Below are 22649 nucleotides of genomic sequence, written 5' to 3' on the forward strand. Positions count from 1 at the left end.
CATCAGACGATGCTGCGTGGTGAAGGTGTTACAGCCACTCTCCGTTGCGGATCACGCCAACGGCCAGCCCTTCGATAGTGAAATTTTGTTCGCGCAGATTCACCACAATCGGTGAAAACTCGCTGTTTTCTGGCAGGAGTTCGACGATATTTCCCTGTTTTTTAAGGCGTTTAACCGTCACTTCTTCGTCGATACGCGCCACGACAACCTGGCCGTTACGCACATCCTGTGTTTTATGCACAGCCAGCAGATCGCCGTCCAGGATACCGATGTCTTTCATGGACATACCGCTAACACGCAGCAGGAAATCAGCGTTCGGCTTGAACATCGCCGGGTCGACCTGGAAATGGCCTTCGATATGCTGCTGAGCCAGCAGCGGCTCACCGGCGGCCACGCGGCCGATTAACGGCAGACCGGGTTCTTCTTCCGTCAGCAGACGAATACCGCGGGAGGCACCAGAGATAATCTCAATTGCGCCTTTACGCGCCAGCGCTTTCAGGTGCTCTTCTGCCGCGTTTGGAGAACGGAACCCCAAGCGCTGAGCAATTTCCGCACGCGTCGGCGGCATGCCCGTCTGGCTGATATGATCCCGAATGAGATCAAACACCTCTTGCTGCCTGGTCGTTAACGCTTTCATCCCGCCCCCTGGGTGTATATACAGTTATGCTGTGAGTATATACAGTTAACGGTGATTTTGGAATCAAATTTCACACAAAAATCAGGAGCTATCTTCCATTTTTTACACCGCTGCTCACCCATCACAGCCGACGGCGAATTAATGGTAATGCGCCCACAGCAAAAGCCCCCAGGTGATCAGCGCGATCGCGATGGCCAGCAGTACCGCCGCGGACCCCATATCTTTCGCACGCCCTGACAGTTCATGGTGTTCCGGGCCAATACGGTCCACCACCGCCTCAATCGCGCTATTAATAATTTCGACTATCATCACTATCAGGACCGAGCCTATCAGCAGCACACGGGTGATAGCGTCAACGTCCAGCCAGCAGGCGATCGCCACGGCAATAATGGCGGCGACGCCTTCCTGACGAAAGGCGGCCTCATTTATCCATGCCGCACGGAACCCTTTCCAGGAATAACCTGCCGCTTTAATAATTCGGGTTAACCCAGTGGTATTATTGGCCATCAAAAGAACCTTTTTATGTAAATGACGTCAATGAGTGTACGCGTTTGCCGTGTGGCAACGGAAATTTTGCGCGCTTTCTGTTATTCTTGCCGCGCATTTGCATGATTAACCAGAGGCTTCACATCGTTTATGTCCGGCTGGCAACGAATTTACTATAAATTACTGAATTTACCATTACGGGTGCTGGTAAAAAGCAAGTCTATTCCCGCAGAACCTGCTCAGGAATTAGGGCTGGATACCTCGCGTCCTATTATGTATGTCCTGCCTTATAACTCGAAGGCAGACCTGCTGACGCTGCGCGCCCAGTGCCTTGAGCATGATTTACCAGACCCGCTCGAACCGCTGGAAATCGACGGCGCTCTGCTGCCGCGCTACGTCTTTATCCACGGCGGCCCGCGTGTTTTCACCTATTACACGCCGAAAGAAGAGTCCATCAAGCTGTTCCACGACTACCTGGACCTGCACCGTAACCATCCTGACCTGGACGTGCAAATGGTGCCGGTGTCGGTGATGTTCGGCCGCGCGCCAGGACGTGAGAAAGGCGAAGTCAACCCGCCGCTGCGTATGCTGAACGGCATTCAGAAGTTCTTCGCCGTGCTGTGGCTGGGACGTGACAGTTTTGTCCGCTTCTCCCCGCCGGTGTCGCTGCGCAGAATGGCTACCGAACACGGTACCGATAAAATTATCGCCCAGAAACTGGCGCGTGTCGCACGTATGCACTTCGCCCGTCAGCGTCTGGCGGCCGTCGGCCCGCGTCTGCCTGCGCGTCAGGACCTGTTCAACAAGCTGCTGGCCTCCAAAGCCATCGCCCGCGCGGTGGAAGATGAAGCACGCAGCAAGAAAATCTCCCACGAGAAAGCACAGCAGAACGCCGTCGCGCTGATGGAAGAGATCGCGGCTAACTTCTCCTACGAGATGATTCGCCTGACCGACCGCGTGCTCGGGTTTACCTGGAACCGTCTGTATCAGGGGATCAATGTCCATAACGCCGAGCGCGTACGTCAGCTGGCCCATGAAGGGCACGAAATTGTCTACGTGCCGTGCCACCGTAGCCATATGGACTATCTGCTGCTCTCCTACGTGCTCTATCACCAGGGTCTGGTGCCGCCGCATATCGCCGCCGGTATCAACCTGAACTTCTGGCCAGCTGGTCCGATTTTCCGTCGTGGTGGCGCCTTCTTTATTCGCCGTACCTTTAAGGGCAATAAGCTCTATTCCACGGTGTTCCGCGAATATCTCGGCGAGCTGTTCAGCCGCGGCTACTCCGTAGAGTACTTCGTGGAAGGCGGGCGTTCGCGTACCGGCCGTCTGCTGGATCCGAAGACCGGCACCCTGTCGATGACCATCCAGGCCATGCTGCGCGGCGGGACACGTCCGATTACGCTGGTGCCGATCTACATCGGCTACGAGCACGTCATGGAAGTGGGAACCTACGCCAAAGAGCTGCGCGGCGCGACCAAAGAAAAAGAGAGCCTGCCGCAGATGCTCCGTGGTCTGAGCAAGCTGCGTAACCTGGGTCAGGGCTATGTGAACTTCGGTGAACCGCTGCCGCTGATGACCTACCTGAACCAGCACGTTCCTGAATGGCGCGAATCCATCGACCCGATTGAGGCCGTGCGCCCATCGTGGTTGACGCCGACGGTGAACAACATTGCCTCCGATCTGATGGTGCGTATCAACAATGCCGGCGCGGCCAACGCCATGAACCTGTGCTGCACCGCGCTGCTGGCTTCACGTCAGCGTTCACTGACCCGTGAACAGCTGACGCAGCAGCTGGAATGCTACCTCGATCTGCTGCGTAACGTCCCATATTCCCCGGACGCGACCACGCCGGCGGCGACCGCCAGCGAGCTTATCGATCACGCGCTGAAGATGAACAAGTTCGAAGTCGAGAAAGACACTATCGGCGATATCATCATTCTGCCGCGCGAGCAGGCGGTGCTGATGACCTACTACCGCAACAACATCGCGCATATGCTGATGCTGCCGTCACTGCTGGCGGCGATTATCACTCAGCATCGTCGCATCAGCCGTGCGGAAGTGCTGCGTCATGTTGAAATGTTCTATCCGCTGCTGAAGGCTGAGCTGTTCCTGCGCTGGGAGAAATCTGAGCTGGCGGGCGTGCTTGATGCACTGACGGCGGAAATGCAGCGTCAGGGGCTGATTGTCCTGAAAGACGATGAAATCAGTATCAACCCGTCTCACTCTCGTTCCCTGCAGCTGCTGGCCGCCGGCGCGCGCGAAACGCTCCAGCGTTATGCTATTACCTTCTGGCTGCTGAGCGCGAACCCGTCGATCAACCGCAGTTCGCTGGAGAAAGAGAGCCGGACCGTGGCGCAACGCCTGTCGGTTCTGCACGGTATCAACGCACCAGAGTTCTTCGATAAAGCGGTATTCAGCACGCTGGTGCTGACGCTGCGTGACGAAGGCTATATCAGTGATACCGGTGATGCCGAGCCGGAAGAAACGCTGAAGGTCTACCAGATGCTGGCAGCGCTGATTACGTCGGACGTGCGTTTGACGATTGAAAGCGTTACCCAGGATGATGCGTAACGATTAAGCGTGGATGTTCTCTTCCCGGCTGGCGCTTCGCCTGGCCGGGCTTACCGCTGATGTGGTAGCCCGGCGCCGGGAAAATCCTATGCCAGCCTATGCCAGATAGCTCATTGCCAGCCCAAGAAACAGCACCAGCCCAACATAGTTATTGTTCAGAAACGCTTTGAAGCAGCCGTCGCGTTCACGCCGGGCAATCAGCTTCTGCTGCCAGAAAAACAGCCCCGCGGCAATAAACAGCGACCAGTAAAACTCCCATTGCAGCCCGTTCAGCCAGCCGACAGCGGCCATCAATACCAGCACGCCAATCTGCAAAATACCGATAATCAGGCGGTCATGTTCACCAAAGAGAATCGCCGTCGATTTAATGCCGATCTTGACGTCATCGTCTCTGTCGACCATCGCATACTGGGTGTCATAAGCCACGGCCCACAGGATATTGGCGAGGAACATCAGCCAGCAGCTCAGCGGCAACGCTTCGCTGACCGCCGAGAAGGCCATCGGAATGGACCAGCCGAACGCGGCTCCCAGCACCACCTGTGGCAGATGGGTGTAGCGCTTCATAAACGGATACACCCACGCCAGCGCCAGTCCTGCCACCGACAGCAGAATGGTCATGGTGTTTAAGGTCAGTACCAGCAGAAATGACAGCAGTACCAGCACCGCAAACAGCACCCGGGCCTCTTTTTCCGAGACATCGCCGCTGGGCAGCGGGCGGTGGGCGGTGCGTTTTACATGGCCATCAAATTTGCGGTCGGCATAGTCGTTTACCACGCAGCCGGCGGCGCGCATCAGCCAGACGCCGGCAACAAAAACGGCCAGGATCCACAAAGGCGGGATCCCCGGCGTGGCGACCCACAGCGCCCACAGCGTCGGCCACAGCAGCAGCAGCGCGCCAATCGGTTTGTCAGTACGCATCAGGCGATGAAACGCCAACAGCTTGTTCTGCGTCAGACTCCTCTCCATTTTCTCTTCCTCTTAATACAACGGCGACGCCGGCAGAAAAAGCTCGGTCAGCAGCAGCGGTTTGCCGCTCAGACGCAGGCGGGAACGACGCCCCCATAGCTCTGCATAACGCCCAATTTCAATAAAATCACGAGTTAATGTCGATGATGTGAACAAATAACGCCCCAGCGGCGTCTGGCCGAGCTGCTGTAAGGCCAGTTCGGGGCCGCACAGCGTCGACTCTGGCACAATGGTCCGCCCGGCAAGCCAGGGTTCGCCATCGGCACAAAGGATAATTTCCCGCAGCCAGTAGCGCGCCTCATCGGGCAACAGCGTCTCTTCACCCACCAGCGCCTCACGCCCGACGAAACCTTCGTTAACCATGCTTACGCTGACTTTTTTCCCCTGCTGCTCAAAGCGTTTAGTCATTGAGTCTTCCAGCAGCAGCCAGTCGCGCAGGTGCGGTTCCAGCGGGGGCATAGCGGCAAAATAGCGCAACGCACGCAATTGCGTAAGCGCAGGATGTGACATGCCTGATTCTCCGTTACAGAACGTAGCCGCATTGTATCGCAGAATAGGGCATTCGGGGCGGGCAAACCGTCAAGATACGATCATCGGCGTAACAGCCATGCAACAGCAGCCACTACGCGATAAAAAAAGGTGCGTCCAGGCGGACGCACCTAAAGGCTGTGCCTAAACATCAGCATTGTGGGGAGACGATCACCCCTTGCCTTTTACACTGCTGATAAAGGTGGAACGCGCTGATTTCGAGCCAAGGCGCTCGGCTTCGTTCATCAATTTGAGGGCTTTATCGATATCACCTTTCGCAACAGCCTGTTTGATGCCGTTGTTAAAGTAAGTTTCCGTGTCGTCCAGCATCGGCTCGCTCTTCGCGGCTGGCGCAGCAACTGGCGCAACCACCGGAGCTGCCGCTGGTGCGGTTGCCGGTGCGTTATAAACCGGTGCCGCCGTATTTCCTACGGTCACCGGACCTGGGCCAGAGGAACCAAACAGCGGGCCAACCAGCACGCTGGAGCCGGAGGATGTTTTCACTTTCAGGCTGACGGTACCATCAGTCACGTGTCTGGCGATCGGATCCGGAATATCCGGTACCGCATTGCCGGTACCTTTGGCGTAAGCTTTCGCCGGATCGATTAATTTGGTGGTTTGCTGCAGGTCCTGCGGCGTCGTAAAGACCAGCACATAAATTTTTTGTTGTCCCAGCGCAGGCGTCAGACGCATCACCCCTTCCAGACGATCGGAACTCATAACACCCGGTTCGAGATAGGCGAAATAACTGCTGGGGAAGAACGCCGATGGCGTCATGTTCTGATCAAGAATCAGAACATTCGGTGCAAACACGCTGGTTTGCTTATCCACTTCGCTGGTTAACGTAATATTCAGCTCACCGATATTTGCCGGAACGCTATAGGCGGCAACCGGGCCGGAAATACCAGGGACATTCAGCGGCTGTCCGGCAATGGCGAGCTTGGTGGTGTGTGTTTTTGATTGATCGACCGGGGTCCAGGTTAACTGCTGTAACGCGGAAGCCGGAATCGACGGCGCGGCAGAGGTGTTCTGCGGCACGAAATTGACATCAGCAAAACTGACTGCGGGTACGCTGGCAAGCAGGCCGGCGGACAGGCAGAGGGCAACGAGACTTTTCTTCATTTTCATTGTTATCACCTCAATTCCGATGGCCGAGCGGTAGCCAGGCAATAGCCCGCTGGGCCGAAAACAGAGGGGCTTACGCCCCTCTTTTGGTCACTACAGGTTGGCTTCGATTACCACCAGATTTCCATCTGGGCACCGAAGGTCCACTCGTCGCTGTCGCCACGGCTGAAGGTTTTGGCGCTGGTGTCGTTGTACGCTACACCGTTGTCATAACCCCATTTTTCATCCCACTTGGCGTAGGTTGCGAACAGACGGATAGCCGGACGGGACCAGATGCTGTCGCCTGCCTGCCACTGTTGCGCCAGGGTAATTTTGTACTGGCTGTTACGATCGCCGGTACGCTGAGATTTGACGTTGTCGTAGCCGACTTCCATCAGGGTGCTCATGATCGGCGTCCATTTGTACATAGGACGTACACCGACGGTCCACCACTGGGTACCGTTGTTGTTGTCACGGTCGATATCCTGATACATACCGACGTACATCAGATCCCAATCGTCAGCCAGGGAGATCGCACCGTGGTCCAGCACACGCCACATGGAGCCATCGTTATCGATGCTGCCGCCCTGCGGAATACCTTTACCGTTGGAGGTCATAGCATCTGTTGCGTACTGCAGCACGAACTTGTTGTAGCCTTTCAGCATGCTTTGCGTGTGTTCAGCAGTCAGCATCCAGCCATCTTTCGAGGCGTCCGGCTGCAGGTAGTAGTCGTCTGGAATGTTGGTGTGACCGTAGTCAACACCCAGCTCCAGGGTACCGCCCGGGTTGATTTCCATACCGGCTAAACGCACGTCGAAGACGTCGTTCGGTACGATATTGTCGTAAATACGGTTACCCTGCGCATCACGATCGGCGAAGGTCGCGGAGCCGCCGGATTCAGAAGAACGGGTTGCTGCCAGGGAGAGTTTACCGAAGCCGACGTCGATGTTTTCAATACCAGCACCAGGACCAGAGATATCCCAGTAGTAGAAGTCGATCATGTGAACGTCATGACGCTGGTAGAAGCGCTTACCGGCCCAGATGGTGGAACCTGGCAGCCAGTCGATCAGGTTTTTACCCTGCACGTTGGCTTCACGGAATGCCGGGCTGGTGGATTCCCAGTCGTTTTGCTGCGATACGGAGTAGGCAACGTTAGTATCGAAGTAGAAGCTCTTATCACCTTCTTTCCATACTTCCTGGCCCAGTTTTAATTCCGCATAGGTTTCACATTCGTTACCCAGACGGTATTTACTTTGAGCACCGGTTGCCTGGAAGCACTGCTGTTCGCCGCCGCTACCGGTCCAGCCGATACCAGAACGAGCATAACCGTGGAAATCGACAGCCAGCGCCTGAGCAGACATAACGCCTGCCGCGACGGCTACCGCCAGTGGAAGTTTGCGCAGAGTAATCATCATTCTATCTCCTGAGATCATTGCTTTTCTTTGAACACTTTGCCCATCGTGATGCCGTCTGGTGGCAACGCTCTGGGTTCGTGCTTTTTTTTAATGGGAAGCCTTACACGCCCGGCTCTTTATGCAACCGACGACACGCCGTACCATCCTCACGGAATAAATGGCAGCGCTCTGGTGGCAAACCGATAGCGAATGTGGCTCCCTCTTTTACCAACACCACGTCATTCTGGCGGTACACCAGGTTCTGACGGATGGCGGGGATCTGGATATGAATTTGTGTTTCGTGACCAAGCTGCTCAACCACCTGGACCACCCCTTCGAGGGTCACGTCGGCGATATCGCTGGGCAACAGATGTTCCGGACGGATACCTAAGGACATATTGGCGCCAACCTGTACGTGGGCGCTGTCCACCGGTAACCAGACTTGCTGACGGTTCGGCAGTTCTACCTGAACCTGTTCAATGGCGGTAGCGGTGACTTTCACCGGCAGGAAGTTCATCTTTGGCGAACCAATAAAGCCCGCAACAAAGCGATCGGCCGGGTAGTGATACAGCTCCAGCGGTTTCCCGACCTGGGCGACGCGACCGGCATCCAGCACCACAATCTTGTCCGCGAGGGTCATCGCTTCAACCTGATCGTGGGTAACGTAAATCATCGTGCGCTCAAGGCGCTTATGCAGACGGGAAATTTCGATACGCATCTGCACACGCAGTGCGGCATCAAGGTTAGAGAGCGGTTCGTCGAGCAGGAATACGCGCGGCTCGGCGACCAGGGTACGCCCGATTGCCACACGTTGACGCTGGCCACCGGACAACGCTTTTGGCTTACGCTCCAGCAGATGTGCCAGCTGCAGCACTTCAGCCACCTGAGTTACTCGTTGGTTAATCAGATCTTTTTTGGCACCGGCCAGCTTCAGGCCGAAAGACATGTTTTCCGCGACGGAAAGATGGGGGTAAAGCGCATAGGACTGGAACACCATTCCGATACCGCGTTCAGCGGGCGGGATATCGTTCATTCGCGTATCGCCGATAAATAAATCACCGCTGGTTATGGTTTCCAGCCCGGCAATCATACGCAGCAGAGTGGATTTGCCGCAGCCCGATGGCCCGACAAACACCACGAACTCCCCTTCCTGGATGTCGAGATTGATATCTTTCGACACCACCACGTCACCCCAGGCTTTCGTTATATTTCGCAGCTGTACGCTCGCCATCCCCATCTCCCTTCGTTACAACCTGTCACTAAACGACATATTCAAGATGGGTTGACTATGCGGCATTCATTAATTGGGTAAATCCTCCACCCCCGCCTTTTTTATGGGGGAGGAGGCGGGAGGATGAGAGATTACCCCTCGCAGCAAGGGTGGGCCTGACAAAGTCATTTTCGTGATGGAGGTTACAAAAATGGCCGTGTTTTTATGTGCTCCAGGACCCATTACTGGCATTTCTGCAAGCCAGATCACACAAACCGCGGGTGGGGCGTAGACATAGGGAGGATGGAAAGGGGTTGTTAAAAAAGGAAACTCATCACCGTTAAGCCACCTAAGTGTATCCACGAGCACATCACCAAAAAGGACTGGTATATGAAAATCAAAACCGGCGCTCGCATCCTCGCATTGTCTGCATTGACGACGATGATGTTTTCCGCCTCTGCCCTCGCCAAAATTGAAGAAGGTAAGCTGGTCATCTGGATTAACGGCGATAAAGGCTATAACGGTCTCGCCGAAGTGGGTAAGAAGTTTGAGAAAGACACCGGCATTAAGGTTTCCATCGAACACCCGGATAAGCTGGAAGAGAAATTCCCGCAGGTTGCCGCGACCGGCGACGGCCCGGACATCATCTTCTGGGCACATGACCGTTTCGGTGGCTATGCACAATCTGGCCTGCTGGCTGAAATCTCCCCGGACAAAGCTTTCCAGGACAAACTCTATCCGTTCACCTGGGACGCCGTACGCTATAACGGCAAACTGATCGCTTACCCTATCGCGGTTGAAGCGCTGTCGCTGATTTACAACAAAGACCTGGTACCGAACCCACCGAAAACCTGGGAAGAAATTCCGGCGCTGGATAAAGAACTGAAAGCGAAAGGTAAGAGCGCGCTGATGTTCAACCTGCAAGAACCGTACTTCACCTGGCCGCTGATTGCCGCTGACGGTGGCTATGCGTTCAAATTTGAAAACGGTAAATATGACGTCAAAAACGTCGGCGTGGATAGCGCAGGTGCGAAAGCCGGTCTGACCTTCCTGGTTGACCTCATCAAGAACAAACACATGAACGCCGATACCGATTACTCCATCGCTGAAGCGGCCTTTAACAAAGGCGATACCGCGATGACCATCAACGGTCCGTGGGCGTGGTCGAACATCGATAAGAGCAAGGTTAACTACGGCGTAACCCTGCTGCCAACCTTCAAAGGCAAACCGTCTAAACCGTTCGTTGGCGTACTGAGCGCCGGTATCAACGCCGCTAGCCCGAACAAAGAGCTGGCGAAAGAGTTCCTCGAAAACTACCTGCTGACCGACCAGGGTCTGGATGAAGTGAACAAGGACAAACCGCTGGGCGCAGTAGCACTGAAATCCTTCCAGGAAAAACTGGAAAAAGATCCGCGTATCGCTGCCACCATGGCGAACGCCCAGAAAGGCGAAATCATGCCGAACATCCCGCAGATGTCCGCCTTCTGGTATGCCGTACGCACTGCCGTTATCAACGCAGCTAGCGGTCGTCAGACTGTCGATGCCGCGCTGAAAGACGCACAGTCTCGTATCACCAAGTAATACGGTTTCCCTTATTTCTTAGGAAATACGGTTTATTGAATACGTTGTTACACGAACTCCTTCGCGCTACATCGCGGCGGTAAGGATGCAAATCCCCAGGAGCTTACGTGAGTAAGTGACTGGGGTGGGCATCCGCAGCCAACAAAGAGGTAGCGCGAAGGATAAAGTGTAAAGAGGATGATCCCCATGGATGTCGTGAAAAAGAAACACTGGTGGCAAAGCCCGCAGCTGACATGGTCTGTGATTGGCTTGCTGTGCCTGCTGGTGGGTTACCTTATCGTTTTGATGTATGCCCAGGGGGAGTACCTGTTTGCCATACTGACGCTGATTTTAAGCTCTGCTGGCCTGTATATTTTCACCAACCGTAAGGCCTACGCCTGGCGTTATGTCTACCCTGGCCTTGCCGGAATGGGGCTGTTCGTCCTGTTCCCACTGATTTGCACCATTGCTATCGCTTTCACCAACTACAGCAGCACCAACCAGCTGACCTTTGAGCGTGCCCAGCAGGTGCTGATGGACCGCTCCTTCCAGGCCGGTAAATCCTACAACTTCGCGCTTTATCCGGCGGGAGATGAGTGGAAACTGGCGCTGACCGACGGTGAAAGTGGCAAAAACTATCTGTCCGACGCTTTTAAATTCGGCGGCGAACAGAAGCTGGCCTTAAAAGAGGCTGACGCCCTGCCGGAAGGCGAACACGCGACGCTGCGTGTGATTACGCAAAACCGTACCGCCCTGAACCAACTGACCGCCGTGCTGCCAGACGACAGCAAAGTGATCATGAGTTCCCTGCGTCAGTTCTCCGGTACCCAGCCGCTGTATGCCCTGGCGAACGACGGTACCCTGACCAATAACCAGAGCGGCGTCAAATACCGTCCGAATAACGACGTCGGCTTCTATCAATCCATCAATGCCGACGGCAGCTGGGGTGCAGAGAAACTCAGCCCGGGCTACACCGTAGGCATCGGCTGGGATAACTTCACGCGCGTCTTTACCGATGAAGGGATCCAGAAACCGTTCTTCGCCATCTTCGTCTGGACCGTGGTCTTCTCGGTACTGACCGTGATTCTGACCGTGGCGGTCGGCATGATCCTCGCCTGCCTCGTCCAGTGGGAATCACTGAAGGGCAAAGCGGTCTACCGTGTCCTGCTGATTCTGCCTTATGCCGTACCGTCGTTTATCTCGATTCTGATTTTCAAAGGGTTGTTCAACCAGAGTTTTGGTGAGATCAACATGATGCTCAGCGCGCTGTTCGGCATCAAACCAGCCTGGTTCAGCGACCCGACCACGGCGCGGACGATGATCATTATCGTCAACACCTGGCTGGGCTATCCGTACATGATGATTCTGTGCATGGGCCTGCTGAAAGCGATCCCTGACGACCTGTATGAAGCCTCGGCGATGGATGGCGCGGGCCCGTTCCAGAACTTCTTTAAGATTACGCTGCCGCTGTTGATCAAGCCGCTTACGCCGCTGATGATTGCCAGCTTCGCCTTTAACTTTAACAACTTCGTCCTGATTCAGCTGTTGACCAACGGTGGTCCGGACCGCCTCGGCACCACCACACCGGCCGGCTATACCGACCTGCTGGTGAGCTATACCTACCGCATCGCCTTTGAGGGCGGCGGGGGTCAGGACTTCGGTCTGGCGGCCGCTATCGCCACGCTGATCTTCCTGCTGGTGGGCGTGCTGGCGATTGTGAACCTGAAAGCCACACGCATGAAATTTGATTAACTGGAATAGCCAGACGTCATGGGCTTGCCAGCCCAACACTGGCAAGCCAAATAGCCTGGATCGGCGTTAAGGAGTAGAAAATATTATGGCTATGGTACAACCCAAATCTCAGAAGCTGCGTCTGTTCACCACGCATCTCCTGCTACTGATTTTTATCGCGGCGATCATGTTCCCGCTGCTGATGGTTATCGCTATCTCCCTGCGCGAAGGTAACTTCGCTACCGGGAGCCTGATCCCGGAACAGATCTCCTGGGAGCACTGGCGGCTGGCGCTGGGTTTTAGCGTCGAACACGCCGACGGTCGCGTCACTCCGCCACCGTTCCCGGTTCTGCTGTGGCTGTGGAACTCGATAAAAGTGGCTGGTATCACCGCCATCGGGATCGTGACGCTCTCCACCACCTGCGCCTATGCCTTCGCCCGTATGCGCTTCCCGGGCAAAGCTACGCTGCTCAAAGGGATGCTGATTTTCCAGATGTTCCCGGCGGTTCTGTCGCTGGTGGCGTTATACGCGTTGTTTGACCGTCTCGGCCAATATATTCCGTTTGTCGGCCTGAATACCCACGGCGGCGTGATCTTCGCCTATATGGGCGGTATCGCACTGCACGTCTGGACCATTAAAGGCTACTTCGAAACCATCGATGGCTCGCTGGAAGAAGCGGCCGCGCTGGATGGTGCGACACCGTGGCAGGCTTTCCGTCTGGTGCTGCTGCCGCTGTCGGTACCGATTCTGGCGGTGGTGTTTATTCTGTCGTTCATCGCAGCGATTACCGAAGTGCCGGTGGCCTCGCTGCTGCTGCGTGACGTCAACAGCTACACCCTGGCGGTCGGTATGCAACAGTATCTCAACCCGCAGAACTATCTGTGGGGCGACTTTGCCGCCGCGGCGGTGCTCTCCGCCATCCCGATTACCGTGGTCTTCCTGCTGGCGCAGCGCTGGTTGGTGAATGGCCTGACGGCGGGTGGAGTGAAAGGTTAAGTTTCATCGTTATTGACCCTGAGAAATCATGGGTCACCCGCCCCAAATTTCAGAGGGGATGGACTGCGGTACACGACCCCAACCGGGTGCAGCAGTCCATCTCCCCCTGAAAAAGTAAGGCAAATGCCACTGCAATCCTCAACTGGACCCTACATAAATTCAATTTTGTGACTGTCGGTCAGCGGCCCTGGAGGCCGCTTTTTTTTATTCGCGTTTCAGCCGGTTGGAGTTACACAGCCACAGCGTTATCACCAGTATCAGGATCGCGCCGGAATAGATCAGCACCGCCATCGGTGACTCATGATCGACAATGATTAAACGCACAATCGCGGTGATGCCGATATAGACAAAATAGCGCAGCGGAAAGTGAAAGCCCGACTCAAAGTATTTCACAATCAGCGCGATAAACTCGAAATAGAGAAAATAGACCACCAGCCCTTCAACCAGTTTGTACTTACTGACCGGTTCCGGGGTAAACAGCACGTGCGCCAGATGAAAGGTCTCTTTCCCCAGAAACACCACCAGGATGACGCCCAGACACAGCAGCGCCAGATTCAGCACCGCCTGCATGGCAGTGGCAATAAAGCTCACCAACGGACGATAGACCGACGGCATAGGTACACCTCTTCATTATCATTTCTTGTAATCTGTATAACGCAAAAATGTGATCTATATCGACATTATTCGTTAACTTTTTGCCACCGTCGGCGTAGATGTAACAATCATTTGCCAGACTGGCGGGTTAAAAAGGAAACAACCATGCTGAAAATCCGTACTGCACAACCGGAAGATGCGGCGTTGCTCAACGAAATGGGTAATGCCAGCTATCGCCACCACTTTGCTCACCTCTGGCATAGCGCCGACGAGATGGAACACTATCTGCAACAAGAGTACTCCCTGCCCTCGCTGGAATGCAGCCTGGCCGATGCGCAGTGCTGCTGGTTGATTGCTGAAGCTGCGCGCCCGATTGGCTTTGCGAAATACGCGTACCGCCAGGAATTCAACCCGGACGGACCGTCCGGTACGCTGCTGCATAAGCTCTATCTGCTGCCTGACGCAACGGGGCACCGCTACGGCGAGCAGGTTTTTAACGCCGTCGAAACGCGGGCAAAAGAGGCCGGTGAAAGCTGGTTATGGCTGGAAGTGCTCGCCGCGAATGCCAGCGCCCGTCGTTTTTATGAACGTCAGGGGATGCAGCACCTAAAAGATGTCGTATTTCGTTCCGCCACCCAGCAGAGCATCTTACATATTCTGGCCAAACCGATCTGAGAGGCAGCATGCACACCCTTCGTGAAACCGGTATTCGTAACGTCACCAGCGGCGAGAACGTGACTATCTATCAGCCCGCCAACCTCTACGATTGCGAGCTGGGCGACAATGTCTTCGTCGGTCCGTTCGTCGAAATTCAGGGCAATACGCGCATCGGCGCCGACAGCAAAATCCAGTCCCATACCTTTATTTGCGAATACGTGACAATCGGTGAACGGTGTTTTATCGGCCACGGCGTGATGTTTGCCAACGATATGTTTCGTGACGGACGTCCCGACGCCAACCGGGAAAGCTGGGGGCGGATTACCATCGGTAACGATGTCGCTATCGGCAGCGGCGCGGCGATTCTGGCGGTCAGTATTTGTGACGGTGCGGTAATTGGCGCGGGGAGCGTGGTGACAAAATCCATCACCGAAAAAGGGGTGTGGGCGGGTAATCCGGCAAAGCTGCTGCGGAAGCTATAACAAAAATGCCGGCCACGTGGGCCGGCATGGAGATCCGTTGCCGCTATTATGCGCGCCAGGATTTATAACGGTTGATCAGGCCATTGGTAGAGCTGTCGTGGCTGCTGATTTCGTCATCCGCTTTCAGCTCTGGCAGGATACGGTTAGCCAGCTGTTTACCCAGCTCAACGCCCCACTGGTCAAAGGTGAAGATGTTCAGAATCGCACCCTGAGTGAAGATCTTGTGCTCATACAGCGCAATCAACGCGCCCAGGCTGAACGGCGTGATTTCACGCAGCAGGATGGAGTTGGTCGGGCGGTTGCCTTCAAACACCTTGAACGGCACCACGTGATCGAGGGTCGCCGGATCTTTACCCTGGTCGCGATATTCTTGCTCAACCACATCACGGGATTTACCGAACGCCAGCGCTTCGGTCTGCGCGAAGAAGTTAGACAGCAGCTTCGGATGATGATCGGAAAGTGGGTTATGGGTAATGGCTGGCGCGATGAAATCGCACGGTACCATTTTGGTGCCCTGGTGGATCAGCTGGTAGAACGCGTGCTGACCGTTGGTGCCCGGCTCACCCCAGATAATCGGGCCAGTCTGGTAATCCACAGCGTTGCCGTTACGGTCAACGTATTTGCCGTTGGATTCCATGTTGCCCTGCTGGAAGTAGGCGGCAAAGCGGTGCATATACTGGTCATACGGCAGAATCGCTTCGGTCTCTGCACCGAAGAAGTTGTTGTACCAGATACCGATCAGCGCCAGCAGCACCGGCAGGTTTTTCTCCGGGGCAGTGGTGGAGAAGTGCTTATCCATGGCGTGCGCACCGGACAGCAGCTCAACGAAGTTATCGAAGCCCACGGACAGGATGATGGACAGACCAATCGCTGACCACAGCGAGTAGCGACCGCCAACCCAATCCCAGAATTCAAACATGTTGGCGGTGTCGATCCCGAACTCGCCGACGGCTTTGCCGTTAGTTGACAGCGCCGCGAAGTGTTTCGCCACGTGTTTCTCATCACCGGCAGTGCTCAGGAACCAGTCGCGCGCGCTGTGGGCGTTGGTCATGGTTTCCTGAGTGGTGAAGGTTTTAGAGGCTACCAGGAACAACGTGGTTTCCGGGTTCACGCCTTTCAGCACTTCCGCAATGTGGGTGCCATCGACGTTGGACACAAAGTGCATGTTCAGGTGGTTCTTGTACGGACGCAGCGCTTCGGTCACCATGAACGGGCCGAGGTCGGAGCCGCCGATACCGATGTTCACGACGTCGGTGATCGCTTTACCGGTATAGCCTTTCCAGCTGCCGGAGATAATAGCTTCGGAGAAGGTTTTCATCTTCTCCAGCACCGCGTTCACTTCCGGCATCACATCTTTGCCATCAACGATGATCGGAGTATTGCTACGGTTACGCAGCGCGACGTGCAGCACCGCACGGTCTTCGGTACGGTTGATTTTCTCGCCAGAGAACATGGATTTGATGGCGCCCGCCAGATCGGTCTCTTTTGCCAGATCCTGCAGCTTTGCCAGCGTCTCTTCGGTGATGCGGTTTTTGGAAAAATCCACCAGCATCAAATCGTCGAACGTCGCGGAAAACTTAGAGAAACGATCGCTATCCTGGGCGAAAAGCTCGCTGATAGTGACGTCTTTCATTGCATCAAAATGTGTCTGTAATGCCTGCCAGGCAGCGGTCTGCGTTGGGTTGATGTTTTTCATTAGCAATACTCTTCTGATTTGAGAATTTTGACTGCGGTCGATTGTAGCGCCGGCGGCAAAAAATTGTGATGATTTTTGTGTTATGCCGATGATCTGCGCCATGAACAGGGTTACATTGTGGTAAAAAGCCTCTACCAGTATATACCCGTCATACTTCAAGTTGCCTGGGTGTTGGCTGCATCCGTTCACCCCAGTCACTTACTTCAGTAAGCTCCTGGGCATTTACGGCCTTGCCGCCTACAAGCAACGCGAATTATTTTGGGTATTGCCATCATAAGGCTTTTTTCTGTTAATCGCCGGTGCATGAAAAATCCGCATAACCACAGCGTTGACATACCTGCCCTGAAGCCTTTATATAGCTGCACAGCTTGCATCATTGCAGGTATGTATTGCTCGCGCATTTCACGCTACAGCGAAAGGGTATTGCGGGGGGAGCCATCACTGGCGTTCCCGGCAAAGTGAAAGACGTCAGTAATTGCCAGAAGAGGTGCGTTGCCCAGGTAGCCGTATTGGAGGAACCAGTCCGGGGAAAATACGTGAGGGGGAGCAACGCCGAGGTGAAAAAGCGTCTGGTACGCTGCTCGCCGGCCACAGGGGCTGAATCCCCTGGGTTGTCACCAGAAACGTTCGCAGTCGGGCGTTTCATACTCGGGAACTAACGCAACGCGTTGGGGTACGGGTCTACAAGGTGGAGCACTTCTGGGTGACATCGTAGCTGTTTTTTGCTCTGCGCCCACCCTGTTTATCGCTCTTCCCTTGTGCCATGGCTGAATAATTTGGCCTGGCTTATTAAGACATTTTATTACTGTAAGTTTGAGTCCAGCCCAAACCCACTCAGGAATCGTTTTAATAAGTCAGGCCCCCTGACACGAGGTTGTTATGACAGATTTAGTTGTAGCCAAATTCGGCGGCACCAGCGTTGCCGATTTCGATGCTATGAACCGCAGCGTTGACGTTGCGCGACTCGATGAAAACACGGGCGTAGTGGTGCTGTCTGCCTCTGCGGGAGTGACCAATCTTCTGGTGGCGTTGGCTGAAGGGCTGGAACCCACCGCGCGTTTTGAAAAACTCGATTCCCTGCGCCAGATCCAATTCAATATCCTGGAGCGCCTGCGCTATCCCAACGTAATTCGTGAAGAGATTGAGCGCCTGCTGGAAAATATCACCAGCCTGGCAGAAGCCGCCGCGCTGGCAAGCTCCACCGCCCTGACCGATGAACTGGTCAGCCATGGCGAACTGATGTCTACCCTGCTGTTTGTCGAAATCCTCCGCGAACGCGGGATTGCCTCGCAGTGGTTCGACGTGCGTAAAATTATGCGTACCAACGATCGCTTTGGTCGCGCCGAGCCGGATATTGCCGCCCTCGCCGAACTGACCCAGCTGCAGCTGACTCCGCGTCTGGCAGAAGGCCTGGTGGTCACCCAGGGCTTTATCGGGAGCGAAGCAAAGGGCCGGACCACGACGCTGGGCCGCGGTGGCAGCGACTATACCGCTGCCCTGCTGGGCGAAGCGCTGAACGCCAGCCGTGTGGATATCTGGACCGATGTCCCGGGCATCTACACCACCGACCCGCGCGTTGCGCCGGCGGCCAAACGTATTGACGTTATCGCCTTTGCCGAAGCCGCTGAGATGGCCACCTTCGGAGCAAAAGTGCTCCATCCTGCCACTCTGCTGCCTGCGGTACGTAGCGATATTCCGGTCTTCGTCGGCTCCAGTAAAGAACCTACCGCCGGCGGTACGCTGGTGTGCAATAAAACCGAAAACCCGCCGCTGTTCCGGGCGCTGGCCCTGCGCCGTCGCCAGACGTTGCTGACGCTGCACAGCCTGAATATGCTGCACTCCCGCGGCTTCCTCGCGGAAGTGTTCGGGATCCTCGCGCGCCACAATATCTCCGTGGATCTGATCACCACGTCTGAAGTGAGCATCGCGCTGACCATGGATACCACCGGCTCAACGTCCGCCACCGATACCCTGTTAACCCAGGCACTGCTGACCGAACTCTCCTCCCTGTGCCGGGTGGAGGTCGAGCAGGATCTGGCGCTGGTGGCGTTGATCGGTAACGATCTTTCCCGTGCCTGCGGCGTGGGCAAAGAAGTCTTTGGCGTGCTCGAGCCGTTCAATATTCGTATGATTTGCTACGGCGCATCCAGCCATAACCTCTGCTTCCTGGTTCCTGGCGCCGATGCCGAGAAAGTCGTGCAGAAGCTTCATCATAATTTGTTTGAATAATATCCCTTAGCACGATAAATATTACCTATAGCCGGGCTCGCACCCGGCTTTTTTATAACTATATCAACACAACATCCCTCATCGCTCAGGCTGCTGGCCGACGTGGCGCCCACGCAGGCACCACAGACGCGCGCCCGGCGTGAGGAGTCAATCGCAAGGAAAACACCATGCTCGCTATTCTGACGAGGCTGTTCCCGCTCTGGGCGCTGCTGCTCTCCGTTCTGGCCTATTACACCCCATCAACCTTTACGCCCATCGGTCCCTGGGTGACGACGCTGCTGATGCTCATTATGTTCGGGATGGGGGTACACCTGAAACTCGACGATTTTAAACGCGTGCTGTCACGCCCCGCGCCGGTTGCCGCCGGGATCTTCCTGCATTATCTGGTGATGCCGCTCGCGGCCTGGGCACTGGCGCTGCTGTTCCATATGCCGCCGGAGCTCTCCGCTGGCATGGTGCTGGTCGGCAGCGTCGCCAGCGGGACGGCTTCAAACGTGATGATCTACCTGGCAAAAGGTGATGTGGCGCTGTCGGTCACCATTTCGTCCGTCTCGACGCTGGTTGGGGTCGTCGCCACCCCGCTGTTAACACGGCTGTATGTGGATGCTCATATTCAGGTGGATGTGATGGGGATGCTGCTGAGCATTCTGCAAATTGTGGTGATCCCGATTGCGCTGGGGCTGGTCATTCACCATACGTTGCCAAAAGTGGTGCGCGCGGTTGAGCCTTTCCTGCCCGCCTTCTCGATGATTTGTATTCTGGCGATTATCAGCGCCGTCGTTGCCGGTTCCGCTTCCCATATAGCCTCTGTTGGTCTGGTGGTGATTGTCGCGGTGATCCTGCATAACGCCATCGGCCTGCTCGGCGGCTACTGGGGTGGGCGGCTGTTTGGCTTTGACGAGTCAACCTGTCGCACGCTGGCGATTGAAGTGGGGATGCAGAACTCCGGCCTGGCTGCCGCGCTGGGCAAAATCTACTTCGGCCCGCTTGCCGCATTGCCTGGGGCGCTGTTCTCGGTCTGGCACAATCTGTCCGGTTCCCTGCTGGCAGGCTACTGGTCCGGAAAACCAACCGCTAAATCAGAGCGTAAACACTAAGTCGCCATGACGCGGGAGACGGATGAACGCGCTGTCCGTCGGCCCGCGATTGCCGTACACTCAATTATCGGCTGACTGAGGGTTCTACTATGGCACTTCCCCGCATTACGCAACAAGATATGACCGAACGCGAGCAGCGTGAGCTAAAAACGCTGCTGGACCGGGCGAGAATTGCGCACGGCCGCCTGCTGACTAACGCAGAAACCAACGCCGTCAAAAAAGAGTACATCGATAAACTGATGGTACTGCGTGAAGCAGAAGCGAAAAAGGCCCGCCAGCTGAAGAAAAAGCAGGCCTACAAACCCGATAGCGACGCGTCGTTCTCGTGGTCGGCAAACACGCCGACCCGCGGCAGACGTTAACGCCCTTTCTTCTTACGCCCCGGCTGAGTAAACCGTTTACCGTTTGATGCCGGGCGCCCTTTCTCGTTGCTCTTCTCAGCCTTGACCACCGGACGTTTGATCCCGGCCGTTTTCGGTTTGGCTTTTGCCTTCGCCTTCGGTTGCGCCTCGGACGACGAGTTCTCAATCAGCTTAAACAGCGCCACCAGCTCATCATCCGTCAGGTCACGCCACTCACCCAGCGGCAGTCCCGACAGTCCGATATTCATAATACGCGTCCGTTCAAGTTTCGTGACTTCATAGCCAAAATGTTCGCACATCCGGCGAATCTGACGATTCAGCCCCTGGACCAGAGTAATGCGGAACACGAACGGCGCTTCCTTTTTGACTTTACACTTCTTCGTCACCGTCCCGAGGATCGGCACACCGGCCCCCATGCCGCGAATAAAGTCGTCGGTCACCGGCTTATCAACCGTCACCAGATACTCTTTTTCATGATCGTTGCCGGCGCGCAGGATCTTATTCACCAGATCGCCGTGGTTGGTGAGGAAGATCAGCCCCTGGGAGTCTTTGTCCAGGCGGCCGATAGGAAAGACGCGCTTGCTGTGATTGACGAAATCAACAATGTTGTCGCGCTCGCTGTCTTCCGTCGTGCTGACAATACCGATCGGCTTATTCAACGCGATGAACACCAGATCTTCGGCCTCGCGCGGTTCGATCAGCTGACCGTTAACCTTCACGATGTCGCCAGGGTTAACCTGATCGCCAATGGTCGCTCGCTTGCCATTAATGAAAACATTGCCTTGCTCAATGTAGCGATCCGCCTCGCGGCGCGAGCAGATGCCGCTTTCACTGATGTATTTATTAAGTCGGGTTGATGAGTCGGGCAGCATAACGTCTCCTGAGACACTTTATCCTTCAAGTTGTCACTGTGTTGGCTCCGCTCACTCATTCCACATAGATTGCTATGCTGCCGGAGTGCGCTCTCTTGCCGCCTTGATAAAACTTGAATGCTTTGATGTATGACGGGCATAAAACGTGGAATATACCTCAACCTGCGGACAATCAAAAACAGTCACGTCAGTATCAGGTAGCGATAAATGTGATCTCCCACCTCTTTCTACACAAAAGTGTCCATTCATAGACCGTGCAACTTTGCCTGGTGAATATAAGCAGAATCAATCCATTAGCGCATCACGCACAAACGTGCCATCTCCTGAGGTGCTCACGATCAAATGTGCAAAACAAACCACCATCTCATCATAATGAAATGGTGGAATATTTCTTTGTAGTCGGCCTGTGATGGGGTTATATCAGATCAAGAGAGCAAGAATGTCATTTGCACAAATGTGCAGGAGCCCGAAGATGGCGATCGAAAACAGTGATGATATCCGCTTAATAGTGAAAGTTGCCCAGCTCTATTACGAGCAGGACATGACTCAGGCGCAGATTGCGCGCGAGCTGGGTATTTATCGCACCACCATCAGCCGCCTGCTGAAGCGCGGACGCGAGCAGGGTATTGTCACCATCGCCATCAACTACGACTACAACGAAAACCTGTGGCTGGAGCAGCAGCTGAAGCAGAAGTTCGGTCTTAAAGAAGCCGTGGTGGCCTCATGCAGCTCTTTACAGGAAGAGGACCAGCTCAGCACCATCGGGCAGCACGGGGCCCAACTGGTGGATCGCCTGCTTGAGCCCGGCGATATTATCGGTTTTTCCTGGGGACGGGCGGTACGGGCGCTGGTGGAAACCCTGCCTCAGGCAAGCCAGTCGCGGCAGGTGATCTGCGTGCCGATCATCGGCGGTCCTTCGGGAAAACTGGAGAGCCAATATCATGTGAACACGCTGACCTATGGCGCCGCCGCCCGCCTGAAAGCCGAATCGCACCTGGCTGACTTCCCGGCGCTGCTGGAGAACACCCTGATCCGCAACGGCATTATGCAGTCCCAGCACTTTAAAACCATTTCATCCTACTGGGAGAACCTCGACGTGGCTCTGGTAGGGATCGGTTCCCCGGCGATCCGCGATGGCGCCAACTGGCACGCCTTTTACGGCAGCGAAGAGAGTGATGACCTTAACGTACGCCAGGTCGCCGGCGATATTTGTTCACGCTTTTACGATATCAACGGCAATGCCGTTGAGACCACGATGAATGAAAAAACGTTATCCATCGATATTGCCCGATTAAAACAGGTACGTTATTCCGTAGGTATTGCCATCGGAGAAGAAAAATACACGGGTATTATTGGTGCATTACGCGGTGGCTATATTAACTGTCTGGTGACTAATCGAGAAACTGCAGAGCTATTACTGAAATAAAAAATCGTTTTCTGTTAACGCAGCTGGCGCTGCGTGGGTTCCCTTTA

The 22649-nt window shown here is 55.3% G+C and carries 20 protein-coding genes and 1 riboswitch; of the genes, 10 read left to right on the forward strand and 10 right to left on the reverse strand.

From position 1 onward, the window contains the following. Positions 1-28: 28 nt before the first annotated feature. Entirely contained in the window at positions 29-637 is a 609-nt protein-coding gene (lexA, locus tag ACMYSP_RS11030) for a transcriptional repressor LexA (RefSeq protein ID WP_004856448.1), read from the reverse strand. Between the two features lie 138 nt (positions 638-775). Further along, positions 776-1144, reverse strand: coding sequence for a diacylglycerol kinase (locus ACMYSP_RS11035; protein WP_434586794.1), 369 nt, complete (start codon positions 1142-1144; stop codon positions 776-778). Between the two features lie 129 nt (positions 1145-1273). On the opposite strand from ACMYSP_RS11035, the gene plsB reads away from it, so the two are divergent. Then, complete coding sequence (gene plsB / locus ACMYSP_RS11040; RefSeq protein ID WP_123757737.1) at positions 1274-3697, forward strand: glycerol-3-phosphate 1-O-acyltransferase PlsB; 2424 nt, start codon at positions 1274-1276, stop codon at positions 3695-3697. A 96-nt stretch (positions 3698-3793) separates the two neighbouring features. On the opposite strand, the gene ubiA is transcribed toward plsB, so the two are convergent. The 5 genes from ubiA to malK all read right to left on the reverse strand — a co-directional run bounded on the left by ubiA (position 3794) and on the right by malK (position 8920). Next, a complete protein-coding gene (gene ubiA / locus ACMYSP_RS11045) occupies positions 3794-4663 on the reverse strand; it encodes a 4-hydroxybenzoate octaprenyltransferase (protein WP_434586796.1) in 870 nt (289 codons plus the stop codon). A 12-nt stretch (positions 4664-4675) separates the two neighbouring features. After that, positions 4676-5173, reverse strand: a complete 498-nt coding sequence (gene ubiC / locus ACMYSP_RS11050) for a chorismate lyase (RefSeq protein WP_123757735.1) — start codon at positions 5171-5173, stop codon at positions 4676-4678. Between the two features lie 189 nt (positions 5174-5362). Further along, positions 5363-6319, reverse strand: a complete 957-nt coding sequence (malM, locus tag ACMYSP_RS11055) for a maltose operon protein MalM (protein WP_434586798.1) — start codon at positions 6317-6319, stop codon at positions 5363-5365. A gap of 107 nt (positions 6320-6426) precedes the next feature. Next, positions 6427-7710: a maltoporin gene (locus ACMYSP_RS11060; protein ID WP_434586799.1), complete on the reverse strand. Its 1284-nt coding sequence runs from the start codon at positions 7708-7710 to the stop codon at positions 6427-6429. A gap of 100 nt (positions 7711-7810) precedes the next feature. Then, complete coding sequence (gene malK, locus ACMYSP_RS11065) at positions 7811-8920, reverse strand: maltose/maltodextrin ABC transporter ATP-binding protein MalK (RefSeq protein WP_123757732.1); 1110 nt, start codon at positions 8918-8920, stop codon at positions 7811-7813. 369 nt (positions 8921-9289) lie between these two features. Between malK and malE the strand changes: the two genes are divergently transcribed. The 3 genes from malE (at position 9290) to malG (ending at position 13187) form a co-directional block, all read left to right on the forward strand. Continuing rightward, the gene (gene malE / locus ACMYSP_RS11070; RefSeq protein WP_123757731.1) at positions 9290-10480 is read left to right on the forward strand and encodes a maltose/maltodextrin ABC transporter substrate-binding protein MalE; all 1191 of its coding nucleotides are present in this window, start codon (positions 9290-9292) and stop codon (positions 10478-10480) included. A 186-nt stretch (positions 10481-10666) separates the two neighbouring features. Then, on the forward strand, positions 10667-12211 hold the full coding sequence (gene malF, locus ACMYSP_RS11075; protein ID WP_434586800.1) for a maltose ABC transporter permease MalF: 1545 nt from the start codon (positions 10667-10669) through the stop codon (positions 12209-12211). 85 nt (positions 12212-12296) lie between these two features. After that, positions 12297-13187, forward strand: a complete 891-nt coding sequence (malG, locus tag ACMYSP_RS11080) for a maltose ABC transporter permease MalG (RefSeq protein ID WP_434586801.1) — start codon at positions 12297-12299, stop codon at positions 13185-13187. A gap of 204 nt (positions 13188-13391) precedes the next feature. On the opposite strand, the gene psiE is transcribed toward malG, so the two are convergent. Next, positions 13392-13802, reverse strand: coding sequence for a phosphate-starvation-inducible protein PsiE (gene psiE, locus ACMYSP_RS11085; protein ID WP_434586803.1), 411 nt, complete (start codon positions 13800-13802; stop codon positions 13392-13394). A gap of 144 nt (positions 13803-13946) precedes the next feature. On the opposite strand from psiE, the gene ACMYSP_RS11090 reads away from it, so the two are divergent. Together ACMYSP_RS11090 and ACMYSP_RS11095 are read left to right on the forward strand one after the other, a co-directional pair. Further along, positions 13947-14456 (forward strand): GNAT family N-acetyltransferase, encoded by a 510-nt coding sequence (locus ACMYSP_RS11090; protein WP_434586805.1) that lies wholly within the window; start codon positions 13947-13949, stop codon positions 14454-14456. Positions 14457-14464: 8 nt separating this feature from the next. Next, a complete protein-coding gene (locus ACMYSP_RS11095; RefSeq protein WP_434586807.1) occupies positions 14465-14920 on the forward strand; it encodes an acyltransferase in 456 nt (151 codons plus the stop codon). Between the two features lie 46 nt (positions 14921-14966). Here the strand turns inward: ACMYSP_RS11095 and pgi are convergent, their stop codons facing one another. Further along, positions 14967-16616: a glucose-6-phosphate isomerase gene (gene pgi, locus ACMYSP_RS11100; RefSeq protein ID WP_434586808.1), complete on the reverse strand. Its 1650-nt coding sequence runs from the start codon at positions 16614-16616 to the stop codon at positions 14967-14969. Between the two features lie 474 nt (positions 16617-17090). Next, positions 17091-17323: riboswitch (Lysine riboswitch) on the forward strand. A gap of 172 nt (positions 17324-17495) precedes the next feature. Here pgi and lysC point away from each other — a divergent pair. The 3 genes from lysC to ACMYSP_RS11115 all read left to right on the forward strand — a co-directional run bounded on the left by lysC (position 17496) and on the right by ACMYSP_RS11115 (position 20304). Continuing rightward, entirely contained in the window at positions 17496-18845 is a 1350-nt protein-coding gene (gene lysC / locus ACMYSP_RS11105; RefSeq protein WP_434586809.1) for a lysine-sensitive aspartokinase 3, read from the forward strand. Positions 18846-19012: 167 nt separating this feature from the next. Beyond that, on the forward strand, positions 19013-19942 hold the full coding sequence (panS, locus tag ACMYSP_RS11110) for a ketopantoate/pantoate/pantothenate transporter PanS (RefSeq protein WP_434586810.1): 930 nt from the start codon (positions 19013-19015) through the stop codon (positions 19940-19942). An 89-nt stretch (positions 19943-20031) separates the two neighbouring features. Further along, complete coding sequence (locus ACMYSP_RS11115) at positions 20032-20304, forward strand: DUF3811 domain-containing protein (protein WP_123757723.1); 273 nt, start codon at positions 20032-20034, stop codon at positions 20302-20304. On the opposite strand, the gene rluF is transcribed toward ACMYSP_RS11115, so the two are convergent. Continuing rightward, the gene (rluF, locus tag ACMYSP_RS11120) at positions 20301-21176 is read right to left on the reverse strand and encodes a 23S rRNA pseudouridine(2604) synthase RluF (protein WP_434586811.1); all 876 of its coding nucleotides are present in this window, start codon (positions 21174-21176) and stop codon (positions 20301-20303) included. The two genes, ACMYSP_RS11115 and rluF, sit on opposite strands and share 4 nt — an antisense overlap. Before the next feature lie 472 nt (positions 21177-21648). On the opposite strand from rluF, the gene ACMYSP_RS11125 reads away from it, so the two are divergent. After that, positions 21649-22602 (forward strand): sugar-binding transcriptional regulator, encoded by a 954-nt coding sequence (locus ACMYSP_RS11125; RefSeq protein ID WP_434586813.1) that lies wholly within the window; start codon positions 21649-21651, stop codon positions 22600-22602. Positions 22603-22649 lie beyond the last annotated feature (47 nt).

The sequence above is a fragment of the Klebsiella sp. R390 genome (assembly GCF_051131745.1).
GTDB lineage: Bacteria > Pseudomonadota > Gammaproteobacteria > Enterobacterales > Enterobacteriaceae > Klebsiella.

Excerpts from the sequence above, each read along its gene's own strand:
- lexA (WP_004856448.1), bottom strand. The coding sequence starts at position 637 with ATGAAAGCGTTAACGACCAGGCAGCAAGAGGTGTTTGATCTCATTCGG.
- ACMYSP_RS11035 (WP_434586794.1), bottom strand. The coding sequence starts at position 1,144 with ATGGCCAATAATACCACTGGGTTAACCCGAATTATTAAAGCGGCAGGT.
- plsB (WP_123757737.1), top strand. The coding sequence starts at position 1,274 with ATGTCCGGCTGGCAACGAATTTACTATAAATTACTGAATTTACCATTA.
- ubiA (WP_434586796.1), bottom strand. The coding sequence starts at position 4,663 with ATGGAGAGGAGTCTGACGCAGAACAAGCTGTTGGCGTTTCATCGCCTG.
- ubiC (WP_123757735.1), bottom strand. The coding sequence starts at position 5,173 with ATGTCACATCCTGCGCTTACGCAATTGCGTGCGTTGCGCTATTTTGCC.
- malM (WP_434586798.1), bottom strand. The coding sequence starts at position 6,319 with ATGAAAATGAAGAAAAGTCTCGTTGCCCTCTGCCTGTCCGCCGGCCTG.
- ACMYSP_RS11060 (WP_434586799.1), bottom strand. The coding sequence starts at position 7,710 with ATGATGATTACTCTGCGCAAACTTCCACTGGCGGTAGCCGTCGCGGCA.
- malK (WP_123757732.1), bottom strand. The coding sequence starts at position 8,920 with ATGGCGAGCGTACAGCTGCGAAATATAACGAAAGCCTGGGGTGACGTG.
- malE (WP_123757731.1), top strand. The coding sequence starts at position 9,290 with ATGAAAATCAAAACCGGCGCTCGCATCCTCGCATTGTCTGCATTGACG.
- malF (WP_434586800.1), top strand. The coding sequence starts at position 10,667 with ATGGATGTCGTGAAAAAGAAACACTGGTGGCAAAGCCCGCAGCTGACA.
- malG (WP_434586801.1), top strand. The coding sequence starts at position 12,297 with ATGGCTATGGTACAACCCAAATCTCAGAAGCTGCGTCTGTTCACCACG.
- psiE (WP_434586803.1), bottom strand. The coding sequence starts at position 13,802 with ATGCCGTCGGTCTATCGTCCGTTGGTGAGCTTTATTGCCACTGCCATG.
- ACMYSP_RS11090 (WP_434586805.1), top strand. The coding sequence starts at position 13,947 with ATGCTGAAAATCCGTACTGCACAACCGGAAGATGCGGCGTTGCTCAAC.
- ACMYSP_RS11095 (WP_434586807.1), top strand. The coding sequence starts at position 14,465 with ATGCACACCCTTCGTGAAACCGGTATTCGTAACGTCACCAGCGGCGAG.
- pgi (WP_434586808.1), bottom strand. The coding sequence starts at position 16,616 with ATGAAAAACATCAACCCAACGCAGACCGCTGCCTGGCAGGCATTACAG.
- lysC (WP_434586809.1), top strand. The coding sequence starts at position 17,496 with ATGACAGATTTAGTTGTAGCCAAATTCGGCGGCACCAGCGTTGCCGAT.
- panS (WP_434586810.1), top strand. The coding sequence starts at position 19,013 with ATGCTCGCTATTCTGACGAGGCTGTTCCCGCTCTGGGCGCTGCTGCTC.
- ACMYSP_RS11115 (WP_123757723.1), top strand. The coding sequence starts at position 20,032 with ATGGCACTTCCCCGCATTACGCAACAAGATATGACCGAACGCGAGCAG.
- rluF (WP_434586811.1), bottom strand. The coding sequence starts at position 21,176 with ATGCTGCCCGACTCATCAACCCGACTTAATAAATACATCAGTGAAAGC.
- ACMYSP_RS11125 (WP_434586813.1), top strand. The coding sequence starts at position 21,649 with ATGGCGATCGAAAACAGTGATGATATCCGCTTAATAGTGAAAGTTGCC.